Genomic DNA, 20009 nt, shown 5'->3' with positions numbered 1-20009 from the left:
TAAAGTTACAAAAGTAAATTACTTTAATAAGTGTATATTATGATAGGGGGCAAAGGTGAATGGATAATAAACTAATTATGCCAACTGAAATGTCGATAAAAGATAAAAAACATAATGTAAAGGGTAATATAATAAGGGCAGCTGTATTTACACGAAGCAAAGTAATCGAGGTTATGACCGCTGACCAGGAAAGATATTATCTTATTTATTATAAAAATTCCCTAATATATGGGGAGAAGCTTGATCGAATTGAAGAAGGAACATTTATAGATAAAGCATTTCATGAAGGTATTATTATTGAATCCCCGCATCCGCTCTTAAGTGCATTAATTCCCCTCGTAAACGTCACTATTCCGAATAAAAATAACCTTTTTTCTCAATTACAAATCCATTATTCACTTCAGGAAATGGTCTACATTCTGACAACACTTGACTCGTTTTTTCAAAAAGAACAGCTGATTAAGATCATCGACAAAGTATTCTACCACTTTAGAAGAAACGGAAAATTTATGAAATCCTTTCAAATCATTCAAATGTTAGCTGATTTTGCACCGACATTAAAATCTGCACAAGAACGTTTGGCCTCTCTCGAATTTAGTTCATACAACCATTTTTACCATTCCTCGAGTTTACCTGTAATCCAAATGAAGGACCCTCTATATGTTGAATTATATTGCTTCAAAAATCGAACCAATCCAGATGAACGAATATTATTAGAAGAAATAGTGAGTAAACAAGACGATTTAGTTGAGTTATTACTATGGTTAGAAAATGCAGGGAAATCCAAAGAGGCTAAATCGATTGAAAAGTATACGAGTATTGCGTTGCGCTTTGTGACGATGGAAGAATGGATGCTGATATTGGCTCAACTCAACATCAATCCGTTTCATGTACTGCCTGATTCAAAATCTATTATCAAAAAAATGCTTAAAGATGGTAATTATGAAAAAGCTGCCTTATGCATATTAGATTTTATCGATGACATGCCCGCCTCCTACGATGCTATACTCCTTTTAATATGGGAAAATTCTGACCCGAGCTTTGTCATAGAACATTTAGACGAATTTATTAAATTGTTGCAGCACCTGCCACATGCTGAAAAGACCAGGCAATTTGAACAAAAGGTGTTTCAATTTGCTGAAATCCTTCTTAAAGAGCATGATCTTAAAACTGTTCATGAAAAACTTATCCCTATTCAAAAGGTAATCCCGGATTTAGATGTGATTAGAAAAATTAGTGAAATGGTAAATTTATTAGAAGATCCCGATCGGATGATGGAATTGGGTGATTATTATGCGGAGTTTAAACAATTCGATCAAGCGATCGATTGCTTCTTCTGGGAAATGGAGCTGCAGCCGCAAAATCCTTCTCCCGTACGAAAAATCAGCAAAATGTATCAATCTAAAGGGATGGTAAAAGAGGCTTCAGCCTATCAAAAACTTTTCGCTCAATTAAAAAGTAATCAAGAAACTGGATGACCCGCCCTCATCCGCGTAACTAGTCGCATAAGCTAAGGTCATCAGAGTAGACTTCTGATGACCTTTTGTGGTTACTATACCTTTAATCATAAAAACTAAATTCTGTTTTTAACATCCTCTCTTATTCGTTCGATAATATTCTCGGATAAATTCGCAGGCAAGGATGTCCCATTCTTAAAAACCCAAGCATTTACTAGTTCAAGGTCTCCTTTTTTAAAGGTAATACTATAATCTTGATCTTCGTATGTAAAATCAGCTGTCACTTCTTCTTGGTCATAAGCTTCCTCATCAATAATCATATTAAATATTTCATATGGTTTCACGGTTATGCTCCTTTGTATCTTTATTGTATGTAAATAGGGTTAACTTTAAAAATATGTTTATTCAATGGTAGCCACAAAAACTACTATATTTCACTTTAATATATTAAATAAGAATATGATAAAATGGGGATGGGAGCGAATGGAGGTTGGCAGCAATTGATTACTTTCTATAAAATCCTTGTATGTATACATATTTTTTCAGCCATCTTGGGGATGGGTCCAGGTTTCATATTAACGACAGTGGTCAAATCTGGGAAAAACATGACCGAATTAAGACATTCATATAGGATTAGACATAAGTTACATATATTTGTAATGGTTGGCGGCACGCTTTTATTAATCACAGGGTTGAGCATGGGGTTCATCAATCCGAGCCTGTTTCGGATGGGATGGTATGTCACCAGTCTCTTTCTCTTTTTGGCTGCACTAGCAATTGGACCACTCGTTTTATCACCTAGGTCAAAACCAGTTAAAGCCCTTTTAGCATCGCACAAAGGAGAAGAAATTCCCGAAGAATATTGGAGTTTATCAAAAATTCTATTTCGATTTGAAAACCTAGAAAATGTGATCTTTCTCATCATCATCGCCCTGATGATTTTCAAGCCATTCTAAAAAGGTGTCAGGCACCACTCGTAGACAAATGTCCACGAACGGTGCCTGACACCTTTTTATTTATGTCGTTTAAGTTTACCTCTTAGCTTGGAATAGGACTGCTTTTAACGTGGAAGATGAGAATAAGCTAATCGGATGGGCTTTCAGTTGAAGTACATTGATAAGCTTTCCGTATACCTTTTGATTGCTTTCACAGGCTAAAATCACTCGTTTTACATACCACTTCAGTAATGGCAGGCCAAACGGTTTTGCACCGTCGGTATGGGTGAAGCGAAAGTCTTCAGTTAAAGCAATTAACCATGGGACATCTATGATTTTACTGAAGCTTCGATGAGTATTTTTCGAAATTTGTGAAATTTTATTTTTATTTAACGCTTTTTGAAGTTCCTTTTTCAGAGCAATCGCCTCAAGTGCAGCGATGCTCATCCCCTGACCAAAAACAGGATCAATACGGCAAAAGGCATCCCCACTAACAATTAGTCCATTTGGGAAGCGTTGTAACTTCTCATAATGAAAGCGGCGTAAGGCTGGAAACCGATAAACACTGACATCCGTCTCAGGTGTTCCATTTTTAATTGCTTCATATACATCAGGTTGTTCAAGGCTTTTGGCATAGTTTATAAATTCCTCTAACGTGCTAGGGGGTGATTCCACGCCATAGCCAAGTAATGTCACCATCCAGCGCTGATTTTCAATTGGGGAAATACTCCCTCCACGATTTTGTCTAGGCGGATTAGGGTAAACCAATAAATTACCCCAGTCTTTATTTTTGGAGGAAAGCGAGCTGTAGATGCGACTGGCATAGAAAAGGTTTACTTTTACTTCGGTTTTTTGGGGGGCATCGAAACCTAATTGTCTGAGCCAATTAGTTGAATTTGACCCAGCCCCTGTAGCATCCACAACCAAATTAGCGTTAAGTGGAACGGCTGCTTCTCCATCTTTTTGAATTTCTACTCCTATGATACTGGTAGAATCACTATTTATCAGCATCCTTTTCGCTTTGGCACCATATAAAAAGCTTATATTTGGAATCATCTCGAGCCTGCGCTGGATATGCCATTCAAGGAAGGGTCTGCTTTGCTGGATAATTGATATCCCGGCATGATATTTCACCTTCCAGCTCCCATGATGATTCCAAGCAAGCTCACTGGTGAAATCTGATTTTACTGAGCCATCTGCGATTAGTTCATCGACAATCCCTGGAAAAAGTTCAGTGAGAATCTCCTCACCACTTTTCAAAAGAGCGTGGCCGTGTGTCCCTTGTGGCACTCCGGTTCTAGTCAAATGTTTTTCGCGCTTTTGGTCCTTTTCTATAATTAACACTTCTTCAAAAAAGTCGGACAGGATGCGCGCAGCCAATAAACCAGCAATACTTCCGCCGATAACAAGTGCTCTTTTTCCTAAAAAACTATTTGTTGTTGACATTCCTAGCAAACCTCCGATAATACTATTTGCACGATATAATTAATGGTTAGTATTATATCATTTTTTTATGGCCCCTATGAGTTTAGAATGTGGAGGATTTACCTAAACTAACAGGGAAGTAAAGAGAAAATCGGATTAGAGGGAGATTGGTGTGTTTGATAGATTATAAAATTAGTACATATGAGGAAGCAGTCCAGGTCGTTAAGGAAGTTGGTTTACTTCCATTGTCGCCGCTCATTCCTCACTATCCTTCACTTGATAGGATTACATCCAAAGAACATTGGTATTCGGGTTCAGAATTTGACCCATGGTTATGGAGGGCGCAGTTCCCTGTTGATGGTGTGGCAGCCTACGGAAAGTTTGTTAAGAAGAAATCAGTTTTAATTTCCCGCGAGTTCCTTCCATTAGTAAGTGCGATATTGGGGTCACAGTATTCAGTGGCTAAACGTTACAATGACGGTCTTGTTTCTAGAGAAGCCTTAGAATTATTTACTTTGATTAGTGAGGAAGAAGGCATAGACACAAGAGTATTAAGGGCCAAAGCAGGCATGAAAGACAAAGAAAAGAAAAAGGTGTTTGATAACGCATTGTTGGAATTACAGGGGTCTATGGATATTGTTGTTTCAGGGACAAAGGAGAAAACGAATGTTTCGGGCGAGAAAAACGGCTGGAGCAGTACATCCTTCGAAACCCTTGCCTTTTGGTCAAAAAATAACCACGTGGATCAAAGAAAAATAGAAATGGACGAAGCAAAACATGAGCTGAAAAACCATTTTGAGCTGTTATGCGGTCCCGAGTCCATGAAAGCATTAGTAAAGATTTTTAAGCTTTAGGTTAATTTCATTGATTTACATTTTATGACAAACTTCGCTCTTGATTCTTAGAGTAGAATAAAGTAGTATGGAAACTACGATATTCGAAAGGGTGACCATAAAGCCAATGATTCACTAAACCTATTAAAAGAAAAAAATTCGGATCATCATACGAACATATTTCTGGATAGGGTTAGTGCGGGCTTTTATAGACAAAAGGGAGTTGAAGGTACTTGGTGTACTGTGCCCTTTTGTTGTAAAGTACCTCCTGTCCAGATAAATGGATAAGGAGGTTTTTTTATGGAAGAAGCAAAATCAAACATTACCATGGGGGACTTATTTAGAAATCGAGTGATACGTACCATCTTGCTCTCGACATTATTTTTACAAATCGGTATTTGGGTACGTAACTACTCCATATTGTTATTTGTTATTGAGCAGACAAATGAAGATCCGGTTGCGGTATCGCTTATTTCTGTTGCAGAATTCGCGCCTATTTTTCTATTTTCCTTTATTGGAGGCACCTTTGCAGACAGATGGCGTCCGAAACGGACAATGATATGGTGTGACTTCCTTAGCGCGCTGTCTATCTTTATTGTATTGTTAACACTAGTATTTGGGGGCTGGAAAGTTATTTTCTTCGCCACACTTGTATCATCGATTCTTTCACAGTTTTCACAGCCTTCTGGAATGAAACTGTTCAAGCTTCATGTACAGGAAGAACTTATTCAAATGGGTATGTCGATGTACCAAACGGTGTTTGCTTTGTTTATGATTTTAGGGCCGATTATCGGTACGTTTGTTTACCAGCATTACGGCATTAGTGCAGCGATTGCCATTATGGGGATTGCCTTTATGCTATCGGCAGCGATTCTATTTATGCTTCCACCTGACCGGGAAAGCGAAGAAAATGCTGTAAAAACCACACTTATGGAGGAAATGAAGGAAGGCTTCCGTTATGTTTGGAACAGCCGGGCACTGACTTTGCTGGGTGGCTGTTTTGCAGCAGCAGGTTTAGGTCTGGGGCTAACGCAGCCACTTTCCGTTTTCCTCATTACGGAACAACTTAGTTTACCTAAAGAGATGCTGCAATGGTTGATGGCAGCGTTTGGAGCAGGGATGATTTTAGGTGGAGGTCTCACGATGGGGTTAGCGAAAAAGACTCCTCCGCAAATCTTGCTTGCAATTGGAATGAGCGCCAGTGCTCTTGGATTTTTTGTAATGGGGCTATCAGAGCAGTTATGGCTGACATTGACTGCGCAATTTATTAGCGGCTTGTTTATGCCCTGTATTCACATTGGAATTAATACGATGATTTTGAAAAATACAGATGAAGCTTTTATTGGTCGAGTCAATGGCATTTTAAACCCAATGTTTATGGGGACTATGGTAATGACCATGAGTGCGAGCGGATGGTTGAAGAAAACAACTTCGCTTGTCGCGATGTACGAAGCGTCAGCCCTACTCTTTATAGTGGGTGTAATTATCCTCATTCCACTCTTCAAGCGTTCGGTTAGTATGTTGAAAAAGAGTGAGGAAGTATAAGTTTTAAAGCTGCTCTGTTTTTAGAGCAGCTTTTTTAGGTTTCGTACTATATTACCTCAATCACTAATGGTAGAGTAATTACTACTTGAGTTCCCTCATTTGGATTACTCATTATAGAAATTTTCCCTCCATAGGAGTCGATAATTCGTTTGCACACTGTTAAACCTAGTCCAGATCCATCTTTCTTTAATGTGAAGAATGGGTTAAATGCTTGGCTAATTTGATCTTTCTGCATCCCAACTCCATTATCAGTCACTGTAATCAAACAATTATCTAATTGTTTATCAAGCGTAATAGAAAATTTTCCTCCATAAGGCATTGCTTGTAGGGAGTTTTTTGTTAAATTAAGAATGACTTGCTTTAACTGATCCTTGACACAAGAAACAAGCAGTTCTTCTGAATGATAATCAACGGTTAATACCACATTCATATAATTGGCTTCCGAATGAATAATCGGCTCAATCTCAGCTACTATGGAATTAGCATTATAAGTTTTAAGTGTGTGGGCAGTCGGTTTTCCGAGAACAAGCAATTCACTAACAATCACATTGATTCGATCGATCTCCATTTGAATCACTTCGAAATAGGATTGAGTTTTCTTATCTTGATATTCCTCACTTAAAAGTTTTACTAACCCTTTTATTCCGGTTAATGGATTCCGTATTTCATGGGCCGTACTAGCCGCGAGTTTTCCGATTAATTCTAATTTATGAAGTTCAGTTTGTTCATTTTCTTTTTTTATCTTCCTTTTTAAAAGAAAATATTGGGCCGATAAAAATATGATATTTGAAATTGTAAGAAAGATGATTAGGTATTTTAAAAAGGGTTTCCAAAAAGCGAGGTTATTTTCAGACCTAACTAAGACTGATATTGTTAAAGGTATTTTCGCTATCTTCATACTGGATTTTATAGAACTCTCTTCAGGAACGGATCCTGCTGTTAGTAAAATATGATCAGAACCATCTGTGACGATGACCATCTCATCTTTAACATGGTTTTTAATGGCTGCTTTTATTTCGTCTATACGCAAACTGGCAACGAGAACTCCCTGTAATTGGCCATGGTTGATAATGGGAGTAGCAATGGAAATGATTTTCCTTCCTGTAACCCTGCCTATATGTACTTCTGAAAAACTTGTTTTCTCTGTTTTGATTGCTTGCTGAAAATAAGGTTGATCGCTTACATTGATATTTTTTGAATTTGTATTCGTGCTAATTAATAAGTCTCCATTTGCATTTGTCCAAAAAAAACCTGAAAGGCGAAGATCTTTACCCATTGTTTCCCGAAGTAAATTTTCCACATCATTTAGGTTATTTTTCTGATATTTAATAGAAGTAGCGAGCATTTCTAATCTGCCAACCGTTTCTCCAAGTAAATTTTCAATGTTCTGTGTGTGAAAGTCGGCATATTCTTGTGCTTTGTATTGATTTTGATCTTCCAAAAATTTAACTTGGTGCTGTGCTAAGACCGTACTGATTGCTACAGTTGGGATCAATGTGAGAAGTAGATATAATAGAAATTTATTCTTCAGGATCGATGTAAAACTTCGAATGACAACCAAGTGGAATCTACTCCTCAAAATTTGTTTATCATTATTCTACTATTTTTTTATGCGCTGAAGTATACCCTACCCATTATTTTGTGATTAAATGAGTAAATTATATTCATGTAAGTGTTGAATCGTTAATAGTTTGGATCTGTTATACTTGGCTGTTGATTTCCGCTCCAATCAACATGTGCCAAATCAACAATGAGCTTTAACCTAGCCAATAGTTTAAGAAACCGCAAATGAAGGAATAAGGGATAAAAATTCTGTTAAATCCTGTATATTTATCATAAATGTTCTCTTTATGTGGATTCTAATACCAAATGGTATGTATAATCCGAATTTATATAAAAGAACAGAGGCGATTCTATGGAAGATAAAATAAAAATGCGATTAACGGCTGCCGAAATGTCAACATTATGGAGCCAATATTTGAGTGACACACTTGCGGTTTGTGTGTCCAGTTATTTTATAGAGAAGGTGGAAGACGAGGAAGTACGTCCCATCATTGAATTTACACTGGATGTAGCTAAAGGCAACATAACGATTATGCAGGAACTGTTTAAAAAGGAGAATTTCCCTGTCCCGATTGGCTTTACGGATCAAGATGTAATCCAAAAGCCCCAAAACTATTTTCAGACACTTTTGTTTTAATGTTTTTTCGAAATATGTCTATTCTTGCAATGGCTGCAAGTAGTGCAGCATTAGGATTGGTGACACGGGCAGATATCGTTGATTTTCATAAACGTATATTAAATTGTGCGGTTAAGTTGCAGGATCTGACAAGGGATCTCATGTTGGAACAAGGTACATATATCAGACCTCCCTACATTTCAATACCTGACAAGGTTGATTTTGTGAAACGGGATCATTTTTTAGCTGGCTTTTTCGGTCATAAAAGGGCGATTACTTCAGTGGAAGTCACGCATTTGTTTTTAAATATCCAAACAAATATGATTGGAAAGGCACTAATAACAGGGTATGCACAGATTGCACAGGATCAAGAAGTGAAAGGATTTTTGGTAAGAGGAATGCAAATTGCGCAACAACATGCAGAGCTATTTAGTGAGATTTTAATAAAAGAGGATCTTCCCGCTCCTATGAATTGGGATTCAGCTGTTACCGACTCAACTGTAACTGTTTTTTCAGATAAATTAATTATGTTTAATGTTTCATCAATGATTGCAGCTGGGATTGGAAATTACGGGATGGCCATCGCTGCAAGTCCAAGAAGGGATATTGCGCTAAAGTATGCGGCGTTGCTTCCGGAAATCACTCTGTATGCGGAAGCAGGAGCGAAGATTATGATCAAGCATGGGTGGATGGAGGAACCTCCTCAAGCAGATGATCGGGAAGAAATCATTAAGGGCTAGGAGACTAAGTTTAAGTTACTATATTCAACTATTTTTTCGAAAACCGTCATTTTTTAAATGTCGGTTTTTTTCTTATTTTACTTAAACCGCATATAAAGATACAGCTTGATACTACTGAAGTTACTAAAATAAAAAATTTGAAACTTTTGGACCATCAGGATTTCACCATTTATTCCTCCAAAAAAATAATCAAATAAATTTTCCCAACGCAAAAATGAACTTAGCGTTGGGATTTTTAATAGAATAGATGATATTTTCGCTGGTGCCTGACACCATGGCCCACACTTTTTCCCAATTATCCTAAAAGATCCATCGTGTTATGATTATTTTGAAAATTCTTACAGAATGATCATTAGGAGGCGGTTGAAGATGAAAAAGAGAACTTCACTTGTACTAGCTTTGGGATTAACGATGGGGTCTGTGCTACCGATTACTGCTGCAGCAAAAACTATTCCGTACAATGTTACCGTTACGAAAGACGCGGCGCAGTTCGGTAAGGATGCAAAGGTTAACTGGAAGAAAGGACAAACTGTACCATCTTTTGTCCATGGGAAACTATCGAACAAAGTTTATAAAGACATAGATGGGATTAAGCAATTTTTAAAAGAAAATAAAGCACTTTATCAGTTAGATACAGCTAAAGATTTAACATTACTCGATGTTGAGACGGACGGGCTAGGCAGCACGCACTATAATTTTATTCAATCGATTCAGGGGATTCCGGTGGATGGGGCGAAGTTTAAGGTCCATACCGATAAAAATGGAATCGTAACGGCAGTCAATGGTGATGTGTTCCCAGAAGCATCATCTTATTTCAAAGGGGCCCTGAAAGCCCAGCTATCCAAGGACACTGCCCTTGATAAGTCTTGGAAATCTATAAAAGTAACCAAAGAGGAAACCATCACGAATGCTGAAGCAGGTCCTACTGGCAAAAAAATAGAAGATACCGTTGAAAAGGCGGAATTAGTTGTTTATAAAAATGGTAATGAATTTAATCTGGCTTACAAAACAAATCTGCAATTTATTCAGCCATATCCTGCAAACTGGGTGGTCTATGTGGATGCCGTAAATGGTAATATCTTAAATTCTTATAATGCGGTAGCTGATGGAACAGGGGTCGGTGTTCTAGGGGATACGAAAACGCTTAACACCTATTATTCGAGCGGTACTTACTATTTATATGATACTACCAAACCGATGACAGGAGTTATTGAAACATTAACGGCGGTAAATAGATCCCGGTTACCCGGCAATTATTCTGTTGACCCCGATAATAATTTTAACGCAACGTCACAACGAGCCGATGTAGATGCCCACTACTATGCGGGTGTCGTCTATGATTATTATAAAAATACGTTTAATAGAAACAGTTTTGATAATAAGGGAGCGACTCTTCGCTCAACCGTCCACTATGGCAGAAATTACAACAATGCGTTCTGGAATGGGGCGCAAATGGTGTATGGAGATGGGGATGGAACAACCTTCCGTTCATTGTCAGGTGCCCTTGATGTCGTTGCCCATGAATTAACACATGCAGTAACAGAAAGAACAGCTGGGTTAGAGTATCAGTATCAGTCAGGTGCATTAAATGAGTCCATTTCTGATACGTTCGGAGTATTCCTTGATAAAGGGGATTACTTAATGGGTGAGGATGTGTACACGCCAAATAAAGCTGGCGATGCTCTTCGCAGTCTTTCAAACCCTGGTCTTTATGGACAACCGGAGAATATGAGCGGTTACGTGAATACTACTTCGGATAATGGAGGAGTTCACACGAACAGTGGTATTCCGAACAAAGCAGCCTATTTAACGATTTCAAGTCTGGGTACAGCTGTCGCTGAAAAAATCTACTATCGAGCACTCACAGTTTATTTAGCTCCACAAAGTGATTTTAGTGATGCACGCGCGGCTCTTCTTGCAGCTGCATCTGATTTGTATGGCTCAAGCAGCACACAGTACAATGCCGTTAAATCTGCTTGGACACAAGTAGGAGTAAACTAGACCATTAACTATTTCCAATGTCAGTCGTCACATAATGTGATGGCTGACATTTTTATGGGCAAAAAAAATAGATTGGTGTCAGCACCAATCAAAATTATGGGAAGTTTTAAGAAATGAGTTCTTTGAACCATTTCCTAATTAAGTTACCTTTATATTAAATTAAACATGTGTAGAACTTAGGGGGAACTTGTGTGGAAGTTGTGAAGATGGAAATATCCAAAAGTCCCGTTTAATTGAATAGTTTTTGTTTTAAAGGAAAAAACTATGTAGAAATAAGTGGTTAAGGGGATTATTTGTTATGGGAGCATTTAAGGAAAAATTGACATCTGCTGAAATGGGAAAACTCTGGGTCACATATATGGGGAATTCCATGTCCAAACGTTATCTTATGTACTATCTTCAACATGTTGAGGATCAAGATATCAAAAAAATTGTAGAAAACGCACTGAATATATGTGAATCCATATTACAAGAAATAAAAAAGATCTTTATTGAAGAAAGCTTTCCTGTGCCAATTGGATTTACAGATGAGGACGTAAACTTAAATACCCCAAGGTTATTTTCTGATGAGTTTTATCTGCATTACTTAAAGTATGCGGGTAAAGCAGGACTAAGCATTTATTCAATTGCGGTACCAATAATGACAAGAGAAGATATTAGGGACTTCTTTATCAATACCCTTAATTCTACAGTTAAACTAATAAATGAGGTCAATAATGCTCTAATGGCTAAGGGTTATTTAATTAAGCCACCACTTATTCCTACCCCAGAAAAAGTCGATTTTATAAAAAAACAAAATTATCTAAATGGTTTTTTTGGGGATGTGAGACCGCTCCATGCTCTAGAAATTACACATCTTTACTTAAATATTGAAAATAACGTAACAAGCAAAGCTTTATTAATTGGCTTTAGCCAGGTCGCCAAGAATGAGCAAATTAAGGAATTTTTTATTAGAGGAAAAGAAATGACAAACAAACATATAGTAAATTGTTCACAACATCTAAATAAAGAAAATTTGCCTGCTCTACCTCTTTTAGATCATTTAGTAAGCACTTCTACTATTTCACCATTTTCAGATAAATTAATGTTAGCTCATAAAGTCGACATGTTTTCCATGAAAATAAGAGCTTATGGGAACGGGATGTCTCTTAACGGTAGACACGATATAGGTGGAATGTATGCACGGTTTGTAAAGGATGTCGGGCTTTATGTCGAGGATGCAGCTAATATAATGATTGACCATGGTTGGATGGAACAGCCACCAGAAGCGGCTGACCGAGATCACTTAGCTTCAAACTAGCAGTAGCTGCTAGCTTTCAGGTGAAACTGGAGAGAGTTTTAGGCAAAAAAATAGATTGGTGTCAGCACCAATCAAAATTATGGGAAGTTTTAAGAAATGAGCTCTTTGAACCATTTCCATATTAACTTGACTTAATAATAAGAGAAACATATGTAGAAATTAAGGTGAACTTGTGTGGAAGTTGTGAAGATTTAAAATGTCCCTAATTATTTAAGATGGTCTGCGCCCATCAAAGGATTAAAAGAATAATGATCGCACCTGCTACTAGATTAGTAGCGGGTTTTGTTTTAGAACAAGCAGAATTAATGTTATGATTACAATATTGCTTTCGGAGTTGATTCGTAAGTCAAGATATTGTCTAAAATATTTATATAGGATAAAAAACAGATGGGATGACACGATGAATAAAGAAGTCAGTCTTAAGGTGAAAACAAAGTTTGTAAATAAATTTAAAAGCGGCTATCCACTTATTTCTAAGGAATCCATCATAAATTTGAACGACCTCGTAGAAGAGGGGTCCATTGTTAAATTGGTCGATGAAAGAAATATATTTATTGCCAAAGGCTATTATGGTAAGCAAAATAAGGGCCTTGGCTGGGTGATGAGCAGAAAAGAAAATGACTCTTTTGATCAACGTTTTTTTGAGAAAATGCTTAAAGAAGCGATTAAGGAAAGAGAATCATTTTATCAAAGTTCAGAAACTACCGCGTTTCGAGTGTTTAATGGTGAAGGGGATGGAATCGGTGGTTTGACGATTGATTACTTTGCTGGCTATTATTTGTTAACCTGGTACAGCAAGGGTATCTATCATTTTCGAGACTATATCTTTCAAGCTTTAAAGGAACTGGTTGAATTCCAGGGGATTTATCAGAAAAAACGTTTTGATGAAAAAGGCCAATACATCGAGGAAGATGACTTTGTCGCAGGTGAAAGAGGTCAGTTCCCTCTTATTGTCAAAGAAAATGGCGTCAACTTTGCAATATATTTAAATGAAAGTGCCATGGTCGGGGTGTTTTTAGACCAACGGGATGTAAGGCGCACAATCCGAGATGTGTATGCAAACGGTAAGACAGTTTTAAATACTTTCTCTTATACTGGGGCTTTTTCCGTGTTTGCAGCTCTAGGGGGAGCAACGAAAACAACAAGTGTAGACCTGGCCAATCGGAGTAAGAGTAAAACGATTGAGCAGTTTAGTTTAAATGGTGTGGACCATGAAACACAAGCAATTATTGTTGAGGATGTATTCAAGTACTTTAAATATGCAGTCAAGAAACAGTTGAAGTTTGATATGGTCATCCTTGATCCGCCGAGCTTTGCCCGGTCAAAGAAATTTGTCTTTAGTGCGGAAAAGGACTACAAGAATCTTCTAATCGAAGCGATTGCCATAACTGCGGACAATGGAACCATTGTTGCATCCACAAACAGCAGCGCTTTTGGGATGGATAAATTCAAGAGCTTTATCGATGCTGCCTTTAAAGAATCTGGCAGCCGCTACAAACAATTGGAAGAATTTTCACTTCCCGTCGATTTCAAAACCGTCAAAGAATTTCCAGAAGGGGACTACTTGAAGGTAGTATTTATTAAAAAAATAAGATAAGAATGGTGCCTGACACCCATATGCAATGAAATGTGGGGGAGGGCCTTTTTTTATTTTCCAGGGTGTTGTAAATCCCATTTTTGCAATATAATAGAGGGAAGATGTTCACGAAATTGTCAAAAATGCTACTTTCGTAACTTACATAAATTAAAAAATAATCATTTCTGGGGGGAAACGATATGATTAGAGCGGCTATTGCTGGTGTTGTTGGTTTTGTGCTTATTTTTATCGAGTCGATGATTGTGATGAAGCTAAAAGGTCTTGAAACGATTGAATTTGGCGGGTTGGCTCCCTTCATTAATGTCTGGGCTATGAATTTCTTTTTCATGTTTGCCATCCTTACACAGGTAACCAATTGGTATATGAACAAAGAAAGTTTAAAAGAAGATAAAAGCTTTTAGGATTAAAAAAAAGCGACGCATCTGGTAGGAAAACCAAGACTGCGTCGCTTTTTGTTTGGATTAAACATTATGTTTTACAGCTTTATTCCCTTTAAATGCAGTGTTACGAATGAATGGGATAACCCAACGGTCAAGACCGATGCGGCCCGCATTATAGCCAGAGAATAGGATGATCGCTCCTAGGAAAAGATCTGTTGGAATATGTGACACAGTTCCTGCTAAGAAAAATGAAAAGTTCATTACAAGTCCAAAGAACATAGCAGCAGTTGTTAAACATCCAAGAATAAGTCCAAGTCCGATTAAGAATTCACCTAGTGGGACGATCGTGTTAAAAATATCAACGTTTGGTAACGCGAAATGCTTTAAGAAATCAACATACCAGCCATAAACCATCGCACCGTCTGGACCTTTCACTGGATTGGCGATTGCCCCTTTTAGATAGCCAGAAGCATCAAAACCGCCTGATAATTTGTGGAACCCAGCTGTTATCCAAGAATACCCCATATATAAGCGAAGAACTGTTAAAATTCCAGCGGCAACTTTGTTTTCTCTTAACCAATTTACTATCATGTGAAACACTCCTTGTTAATTTATTTTTATTTGTTTGTTTGTTTGTTTGTTTGTTCGTTAACTACAACTTTACTATACCAAACTTATTTTGAAATTAGGGCAAATTGTTCACTGTTTCACATATTTGTAAAAAAGTTATGAACAAATTTCAAACGAACAAGATCCTTCACCAGACTCTTGGAGAGTTTTGTATAAAAGGGAGCTTATCAAAGACATTCCCCTTGCTTACTTGCATTAAACGTTATGCTTTACAGTTTTACTACCTTTAAATGCAGTGTTACGAATGAATGGGATAACCCAACGGTCAAGACCGATGCGACCAGCGTTATAGCCTGAGAAAAGAATAATTGCTCCTAGGAAAAGATCTGTTGGAATATGTGACACGGTTCCTGCTAAGAAAAATGAAAAGTTCATTACAAGTCCAAAGAACATAGCAGCAGTTGTTAAACATCCAAGAATAAGTCCAAGTCCGATTAAGAATTCACCTAGTGGGACGATCGTGTTAAAAATATCAACGTTTGGTAACGCGAAATGCTTTAAGAAATCAACATACCAGCCATAAACCATCGCACCGTCTGGACCTTTCACTGGATTAGCGATTGCCCCTTTTAGATAGCCAGAAGCATCAAAACCGCCTGATAATTTGTGGAACCCAGCTGTAATCCAAGAATACCCCATATATAAGCGAAGAACTGTTAAAATTCCAGCGGCAACTTTGTTTTCTCTTAACCAATTTACTACCATGTGAAACACTCCTTGTTAATTTATTTTAGTTGTTTGTTTGTTCGTTAACTACATTTTTACTATACCAAACTTATTTTGAAATTAGGGTAAATTGTTCACTATTTCACATATTCGTAAAAAAGTTGTGAACATTTTATTGCAGGGCCATGAACTCCATTACTTCCTAATTAATAAGAAAAATGCTTGGAGATGCTCCAAGCATTTTTACGTCATTCTGCGTGTGAATTAACCTAAATATTTTTCTAAAGGGTTCCAGTAATTCGCTCCCCATCCTGCTGCAAGATGTTCTCCTTCAGCATCAGGAAAACCAATGTGGTCGAAAACCAAAAGGGTTTTTGAGTCTTGTTCTTTTAGCTCAAACTTAGCAATAGAATAAACTCCCTCTGGCCAGTTCGCTACTCGCCAAGCTTGTACAATTCGCACACCTGGAACAAGTTCAATGTTTCTTCCAAGAATCATGCCGCCAAAACACGAAAAAGTACCACCAGCTTCGGGACTGATTTCTGTAGGTGCACCTCCCGTCATTTTGCTAAATTGTTTCGAATCGGTAAGTGCTTCATATATAAGTCCAGGACTGGCATTGAAAATTACTTCTTGATGAATTATTTTAGTCATTTTTAATTCCTCCAATATATTCAGTAGAAAAGGTTATTTATTTTTTATAAAAATTAATGCATGGCCATTTCGGACCATGGATCTACACCTGGATCATTGCCTTCTGCAAAATCTTTAATGCGCGGCATGTAATGGGACCATCCTTGTTGGTGCGATGGGATTTCTTCAACTGGCAAGTCATAATGGGTTAAAACTAAATTTGTGCCATTTTCTTTCGGAGTCAGTTTGAATTCAACCTTACTTGAACCAGGTGGCACGAGCTTTGATTTTTCCCAACCCCAAGACATGACGATTTTTTCAAAAGGGACAATTTCTAGATATTCGCCCATGGCAATATCGCTGCCATTCACATCAATTCGATATTTACCACCGATTTTTGGTTCGAGCAGAATATGTCTCCCCATCCAGCGAACCATTTTGTCCGCATCAGTAAAGAACGAAAATAATGTTTCCGGGCGGGCTTCAATAAATATTTCTTTTGTGATGATTTCATTATTGGTCTGATTCATTTTTTCTCCTTTCTTCCTCTTCGGCAGCTTCTTTCAAACGAAGTAAACTATCATCCCAAAAACGGTCAATATACTGCTTTAATTCAGAAAAACCGTCCCTTCTAATACCGTAGTACCGTTTCGTTCCGTCTCTCCGAACTATAACTAGGCCGGATTGTTCGAGAACTTTGAGATGCTGAGAAACTGCTGGAGCTGAAATGTCAAAATGTGAGGCAATCGCGCTGGAGGTCATTTCTCCATCACGAACGAGATAGAGTATATCTCGACGTCTAGGTTCTGCTAATGCATGAAGGACTTTTTCAATCATATCGTTATTTTAGCGTACACTTAATTAAGTGTCAACTTAATTAAGTGCTAATCATATTAGTATCTTTTGGCAAAAAGATGAATATATGAATTCATAAGAGGATTGAAATTTTTTCCAAAAAAGGACTTGAAAAACTAATGGTATTAGTTAATATAAAACTAATGATATTAGTTAAAGGGGAAGTGTCACTATGAGGATGATCAAAAATGGGTACTTGTATCAAGTTACATTCTTGGCGAATGTTTTTCCGGTCAACTGCTATTTGGTGGAGGAAGAGGACGGGTTAACGTTAATTGATGCAGCGCTTGGCTTTTGTGCCAAAGGCATTATGAAGGCGGCTGAATCAATTGGAAAGCCGATCACCAAAATTGTGTTGACGCATGCACATGAAGACCATGTCGGGGCGTTGGATTCCATAAAAGACTTGCTGCCAGATGTACCGGTTTATATTTCGAAGCGAGACCACAGACTAATGAATGGCGATCGATCGCTTGATCCTCAGGAGGTACAAACCCCGATTAAGGGCGGTGTACCGAAAAAATTAAAAACGCGGGCCAATCTATTATTGAAGGAAGGCGACCTGATTGGTTCGTTAACAGCGATCGAAACGCCAGGACATACACCAGGTTCCATGTCATTTTTAGATTTGCGGACCAAGGCGTTGATTGCAGGTGATTCCTTTCAAACACGAGGTGGAATGGCTGTTGCAGGGGATATTAGAGCTTGGTTTCCATTCCCGGCTTTTGGTACGTGGAGTAAGGAAACCGCCTTGTCCAGTGCCCGGAAATTAGTGAGTTATCGGCCTGAATTGCTTGCAGTCGGCCACGGAGAGATCGTGATAAATCCTGTAAACTCAATGGAGCATGCAATCAAAAATCTGGAACGAAAAATAAGATAGGGAGTAATTATTATGTCACCAAGACCAAAAATCGGTCTCGAAATATCTTTTATTATCGAAGCAGCAGGAGAGATTGCCGACCAATATGGTGTGCAGGAAGTTACCTTGGCCAACTTAGCAAAGAAGCTGGGGATACGGCCTCCTTCTTTATATAATCATTTTGATGGACTCACTGGATTAAGAAAGAAATTGGCGATTTACGGAATCGATATGCTTTATGAAGTGATGGCAAATGCAGCAATTGAGGTGTCAGGCACCGAAGCCGTGCTGGCAGTTAGCCAGGCCTATGTGGATTTTTCCCGAAAGCACCCAGGGATTTATGAGGCGACCTTACTTGCCCCTGACCCGGAAGATGAGGATGTGCAGCAAGCAGGGGCGAAAATCGTTGACCTTTCTGTCCGCGTTTTGCAGGCATATCATTTAGAAGGGGAGCGTGCTTTGCATGCTGTCCGGGGTTTACGTAGCATTTTACATGGATTTTCTGCTCTAGAGCAAAAAGGCGGTTTCAAGATGTCATTGGATTTGAATGAAAGTCTTATGATTATTATTAAGGCATTTCTTGCGGGGATTGGGCTGGAGGACTAATAGATGGCGGGTCTGTAGTGTGCCCATGCTGGAGGAAAAAAGCCGAGGATAGTAACTAAGAGAGGATCACAGTGCCCGTACGAATCGAAAAATATCGGTCACGGTCACTCTCTAACGTTCCTCTCCTGTAGAATTCACATGAAGGTACATTTTGGAGATAGAGTCCTATGGCAAGCTTTGGTATAATGGGATAAAGTTTAGTATTAAGGGATGATCATTTAGATGAGGTCAGAAAAATTGGGTTTAGTATTAGATGTGGAGACAACAGGTTTAGGTCCAACTAAGGATGAAGTAATCGAGCTCGCATTAAAGTTATTTTCCTATCGAGCAGATACCGGCGAGGTTATCGATATTATCGATGAAGACTCCTTTTTGCGTGAGCCGCTTTCCCGCTCAGCAAGAAATAATTATGACACAGCCTATCGAGTTCACGGAATCCCTTACGAGTTAGTTCAAGGGAAAAGCTTTTATGATGTAAAAATAAAGACCTACTTCCATCGTGCCGATTCGGTTTTTGCCCACAATGCTTCTTTTGACCGAAGCTTTCTTTATCACATGTATCCGGAAGTCAACGACCTGAAGTGGTATTGCACAATGAGAAACATCCCTTGGAAAAATTACGGCTTTCCAAATGGGAAACTATTAACCCTATTACAAGCACATAACATCACAAGTTACCAAACACATAGAGCTCTAGATGATATTACATACCTGTTAGAGTTGCTCAAGAAAACAAGTCCGAATGGAAACCTCTATCTGCAAGAAGTTCTAGATAAGGCCCCGATGAGAAAATATCAGCCAGCCGTTTCGCGAACTAAAATGGGTTAAAAAAACTAATCAAGGAAACTAATGTGGAAAAGCCCGGTCGCAAATGGACCGGGCTTTTATGCACTCATTTCGTATGTAAATATCTATTGTCGACCCTCAGTGAAGATTTGAAAGTTCACACCGAACTTATCTGTTAAACTACCATAAGCTGGGCTGAAAAACGTTTCCTGAAGAGGCATATTCACTTGACCACCTTGCTGCAAGGCTTCGAAAAATTTATGCGCCTGGTCTGCGTCGTCCGTTGAAATACAGATAGTCACTTGATTTCCGCTTTGATGTGGTTGCCCTGGGAACGTATCAGAAAACATTACTTCCGTTTCACCCACTTTGATCGTCGCGTGACTTACACGATCCTTGGCTTCGGCAGGTATTGGAAATTCAGGGTTTTCTGGCATTTCACCGAAAGATTGAGAAAAGAGAACCTGTGCATCCAGAGCCTTTTCGTAAAATTGAATCGCTTCCTTCGCATTTCCATCCATCACTAAATAGGGAATCAAACGTAATGTCATAATAAATCTCTCCTCGGTTTAAAAGTATTTT

General features: G+C 38.3%; 21 protein-coding genes and 1 pseudogene. 13 read left to right on the top strand and 9 right to left on the bottom strand.

Translation table 11 applies throughout. From position 1 onward, the window contains the following. Positions 1-59 precede the first annotated feature (59 nt). Positions 60-1478, top strand: coding sequence for a tetratricopeptide repeat protein (locus COE25_RS01555; protein ID WP_098930418.1), 1419 nt, complete (start codon positions 60-62; stop codon positions 1476-1478). Positions 1479-1573: 95 nt separating this feature from the next. Here the strand turns inward: COE25_RS01555 and COE25_RS01550 are convergent, their stop codons facing one another. Beyond that, entirely contained in the window at positions 1574-1801 is a 228-nt protein-coding gene (locus COE25_RS01550; RefSeq protein WP_088085616.1) for a hypothetical protein, read from the bottom strand. A 129-nt stretch (positions 1802-1930) separates the two neighbouring features. On the opposite strand from COE25_RS01550, the gene COE25_RS01545 reads away from it, so the two are divergent. Beyond that, positions 1931-2413, top strand: coding sequence for a DUF2269 domain-containing protein (locus tag COE25_RS01545; RefSeq protein ID WP_256942262.1), 483 nt, complete (start codon positions 1931-1933; stop codon positions 2411-2413). Positions 2414-2488: 75 nt separating this feature from the next. Here COE25_RS01545 and COE25_RS01540 read toward each other — a convergent pair whose 3' ends face one another. Continuing rightward, positions 2489-3838, bottom strand: a complete 1350-nt coding sequence (locus COE25_RS01540; RefSeq protein ID WP_098930416.1) for an FAD-dependent oxidoreductase — start codon at positions 3836-3838, stop codon at positions 2489-2491. Positions 3839-3993: 155 nt separating this feature from the next. Between COE25_RS01540 and COE25_RS01535 the strand changes: the two genes are divergently transcribed. Both COE25_RS01535 and COE25_RS01530 read left to right on the top strand, forming a co-directional pair. Next, positions 3994-4671, top strand: coding sequence for an AlkZ-related protein (locus COE25_RS01535; protein WP_098930393.1), 678 nt, complete (start codon positions 3994-3996; stop codon positions 4669-4671). Between the two features lie 279 nt (positions 4672-4950). After that, positions 4951-6195 (top strand): MFS transporter, encoded by a 1245-nt coding sequence (locus COE25_RS01530; protein ID WP_098930390.1) that lies wholly within the window; start codon positions 4951-4953, stop codon positions 6193-6195. Between the two features lie 46 nt (positions 6196-6241). On the opposite strand, the gene COE25_RS01525 is transcribed toward COE25_RS01530, so the two are convergent. Beyond that, the gene (locus tag COE25_RS01525; protein ID WP_142354447.1) at positions 6242-7756 is read right to left on the bottom strand and encodes an ATP-binding protein; all 1515 of its coding nucleotides are present in this window, start codon (positions 7754-7756) and stop codon (positions 6242-6244) included. A 354-nt stretch (positions 7757-8110) separates the two neighbouring features. Between COE25_RS01525 and COE25_RS31330 the strand changes: the two are divergent. The 6 genes and pseudogenes from COE25_RS31330 to COE25_RS01500 form a co-directional block, all read left to right on the top strand. Beyond that, a pseudogene (locus COE25_RS31330) lies at positions 8111-8532 on the top strand (DUF3231 family protein); the annotation flags it as partial. 3 nt (positions 8533-8535) lie between these two features. Further along, complete coding sequence (locus tag COE25_RS31320) at positions 8536-9114, top strand: DUF3231 family protein (RefSeq protein WP_257208682.1); 579 nt, start codon at positions 8536-8538, stop codon at positions 9112-9114. A gap of 369 nt (positions 9115-9483) precedes the next feature. Continuing rightward, positions 9484-11115, top strand: coding sequence for a M4 family metallopeptidase (locus tag COE25_RS01515; RefSeq protein WP_098930387.1), 1632 nt, complete (start codon positions 9484-9486; stop codon positions 11113-11115). 298 nt (positions 11116-11413) lie between these two features. Continuing rightward, on the top strand, positions 11414-12415 hold the full coding sequence (locus tag COE25_RS01510; RefSeq protein WP_098930385.1) for a DUF3231 family protein: 1002 nt from the start codon (positions 11414-11416) through the stop codon (positions 12413-12415). A 400-nt stretch (positions 12416-12815) separates the two neighbouring features. Continuing rightward, on the top strand, positions 12816-14012 hold the full coding sequence (locus tag COE25_RS01505) for a class I SAM-dependent rRNA methyltransferase (RefSeq protein ID WP_098930383.1): 1197 nt from the start codon (positions 12816-12818) through the stop codon (positions 14010-14012). Positions 14013-14191: 179 nt separating this feature from the next. Further along, on the top strand, positions 14192-14413 hold the full coding sequence (locus tag COE25_RS01500; protein ID WP_098930381.1) for a hypothetical protein: 222 nt from the start codon (positions 14192-14194) through the stop codon (positions 14411-14413). A 60-nt stretch (positions 14414-14473) separates the two neighbouring features. On the opposite strand, the gene COE25_RS01495 is transcribed toward COE25_RS01500, so the two are convergent. The 5 genes from COE25_RS01495 to COE25_RS01475 form a co-directional block, all read right to left on the bottom strand. Next, positions 14474-14983 (bottom strand): DoxX family membrane protein, encoded by a 510-nt coding sequence (locus tag COE25_RS01495; RefSeq protein WP_098930379.1) that lies wholly within the window; start codon positions 14981-14983, stop codon positions 14474-14476. Positions 14984-15217: 234 nt separating this feature from the next. Then, positions 15218-15727 (bottom strand): DoxX family membrane protein, encoded by a 510-nt coding sequence (locus COE25_RS01490; RefSeq protein ID WP_098930377.1) that lies wholly within the window; start codon positions 15725-15727, stop codon positions 15218-15220. A gap of 225 nt (positions 15728-15952) precedes the next feature. Continuing rightward, positions 15953-16342 carry an SRPBCC family protein gene (locus tag COE25_RS01485; protein ID WP_098930375.1) on the bottom strand — a complete coding sequence of 130 codons (390 nt, stop codon included), beginning with the start codon at positions 16340-16342 and terminating at the stop codon, positions 15953-15955. Positions 16343-16395: 53 nt separating this feature from the next. Further along, positions 16396-16851, bottom strand: coding sequence for an SRPBCC family protein (locus tag COE25_RS01480; RefSeq protein WP_098930373.1), 456 nt, complete (start codon positions 16849-16851; stop codon positions 16396-16398). Further along, positions 16835-17158 (bottom strand): ArsR/SmtB family transcription factor, encoded by a 324-nt coding sequence (locus tag COE25_RS01475; RefSeq protein ID WP_210427106.1) that lies wholly within the window; start codon positions 17156-17158, stop codon positions 16835-16837. The genes COE25_RS01480 and COE25_RS01475 overlap by 17 nt, the downstream gene beginning before the upstream one ends. Positions 17159-17348: 190 nt before the next feature. Between COE25_RS01475 and COE25_RS01470 the strand changes: the two genes are divergently transcribed. The 3 genes from COE25_RS01470 to COE25_RS01460 all read left to right on the top strand — a co-directional run bounded on the left by COE25_RS01470 (position 17349) and on the right by COE25_RS01460 (position 19469). Next, entirely contained in the window at positions 17349-18056 is a 708-nt protein-coding gene (locus COE25_RS01470) for an MBL fold metallo-hydrolase (protein ID WP_098930371.1), read from the top strand. 12 nt (positions 18057-18068) lie between these two features. Then, complete coding sequence (locus COE25_RS01465; protein ID WP_098930369.1) at positions 18069-18641, top strand: TetR/AcrR family transcriptional regulator; 573 nt, start codon at positions 18069-18071, stop codon at positions 18639-18641. Positions 18642-18863: 222 nt separating this feature from the next. Next, entirely contained in the window at positions 18864-19469 is a 606-nt protein-coding gene (locus tag COE25_RS01460) for an exonuclease domain-containing protein (RefSeq protein ID WP_098930367.1), read from the top strand. Between the two features lie 83 nt (positions 19470-19552). Here COE25_RS01460 and COE25_RS01455 read toward each other — a convergent pair whose 3' ends face one another. Then, positions 19553-19978, bottom strand: a complete 426-nt coding sequence (locus tag COE25_RS01455; RefSeq protein ID WP_098930365.1) for a VOC family protein — start codon at positions 19976-19978, stop codon at positions 19553-19555. Between the last annotated feature and the right edge of the window lie 31 nt (positions 19979-20009).

The organism is Bacillus sp. AFS031507, assembly GCF_002584635.1.
In the GTDB taxonomy this organism is placed as follows: domain Bacteria; phylum Bacillota; class Bacilli; order Bacillales; family Cytobacillaceae; genus Neobacillus.
Note: the sequence above shows the minus strand (reverse complement) of the source record. Positions and strands in the feature narration are given on the sequence as shown.

Coding starts and splice junctions, on each gene's coding strand:
- COE25_RS01555 (WP_098930418.1), top strand. CDS start 60: ATGGATAATAAACTAATTATGCCAACTGAAATGTCGATAAAAGATAAA.
- COE25_RS01545 (WP_256942262.1), top strand. CDS start 1,931: ATGGGAGCGAATGGAGGTTGGCAGCAATTGATTACTTTCTATAAAATC.
- COE25_RS01540 (WP_098930416.1), bottom strand. CDS start 3,838: ATGTCAACAACAAATAGTTTTTTAGGAAAAAGAGCACTTGTTATCGGC.
- COE25_RS01530 (WP_098930390.1), top strand. CDS start 4,951: ATGGAAGAAGCAAAATCAAACATTACCATGGGGGACTTATTTAGAAAT.
- COE25_RS31320 (WP_257208682.1), top strand. CDS start 8,536: ATGTTGGAACAAGGTACATATATCAGACCTCCCTACATTTCAATACCT.
- COE25_RS01515 (WP_098930387.1), top strand. CDS start 9,484: ATGAAAAAGAGAACTTCACTTGTACTAGCTTTGGGATTAACGATGGGG.
- COE25_RS01510 (WP_098930385.1), top strand. CDS start 11,414: ATGGGAGCATTTAAGGAAAAATTGACATCTGCTGAAATGGGAAAACTC.
- COE25_RS01505 (WP_098930383.1), top strand. CDS start 12,816: ATGAATAAAGAAGTCAGTCTTAAGGTGAAAACAAAGTTTGTAAATAAA.
- COE25_RS01500 (WP_098930381.1), top strand. CDS start 14,192: ATGATTAGAGCGGCTATTGCTGGTGTTGTTGGTTTTGTGCTTATTTTT.
- COE25_RS01495 (WP_098930379.1), bottom strand. CDS start 14,983: ATGATAGTAAATTGGTTAAGAGAAAACAAAGTTGCCGCTGGAATTTTA.
- COE25_RS01490 (WP_098930377.1), bottom strand. CDS start 15,727: ATGGTAGTAAATTGGTTAAGAGAAAACAAAGTTGCCGCTGGAATTTTA.
- COE25_RS01485 (WP_098930375.1), bottom strand. CDS start 16,342: ATGACTAAAATAATTCATCAAGAAGTAATTTTCAATGCCAGTCCTGGA.
- COE25_RS01480 (WP_098930373.1), bottom strand. CDS start 16,851: ATGAATCAGACCAATAATGAAATCATCACAAAAGAAATATTTATTGAA.
- COE25_RS01475 (WP_210427106.1), bottom strand. CDS start 17,158: ATGATTGAAAAAGTCCTTCATGCATTAGCAGAACCTAGACGTCGAGAT.
- COE25_RS01470 (WP_098930371.1), top strand. CDS start 17,349: ATGAGGATGATCAAAAATGGGTACTTGTATCAAGTTACATTCTTGGCG.
- COE25_RS01465 (WP_098930369.1), top strand. CDS start 18,069: ATGTCACCAAGACCAAAAATCGGTCTCGAAATATCTTTTATTATCGAA.
- COE25_RS01460 (WP_098930367.1), top strand. CDS start 18,864: ATGAGGTCAGAAAAATTGGGTTTAGTATTAGATGTGGAGACAACAGGT.
- COE25_RS01455 (WP_098930365.1), bottom strand. CDS start 19,978: ATGACATTACGTTTGATTCCCTATTTAGTGATGGATGGAAATGCGAAG.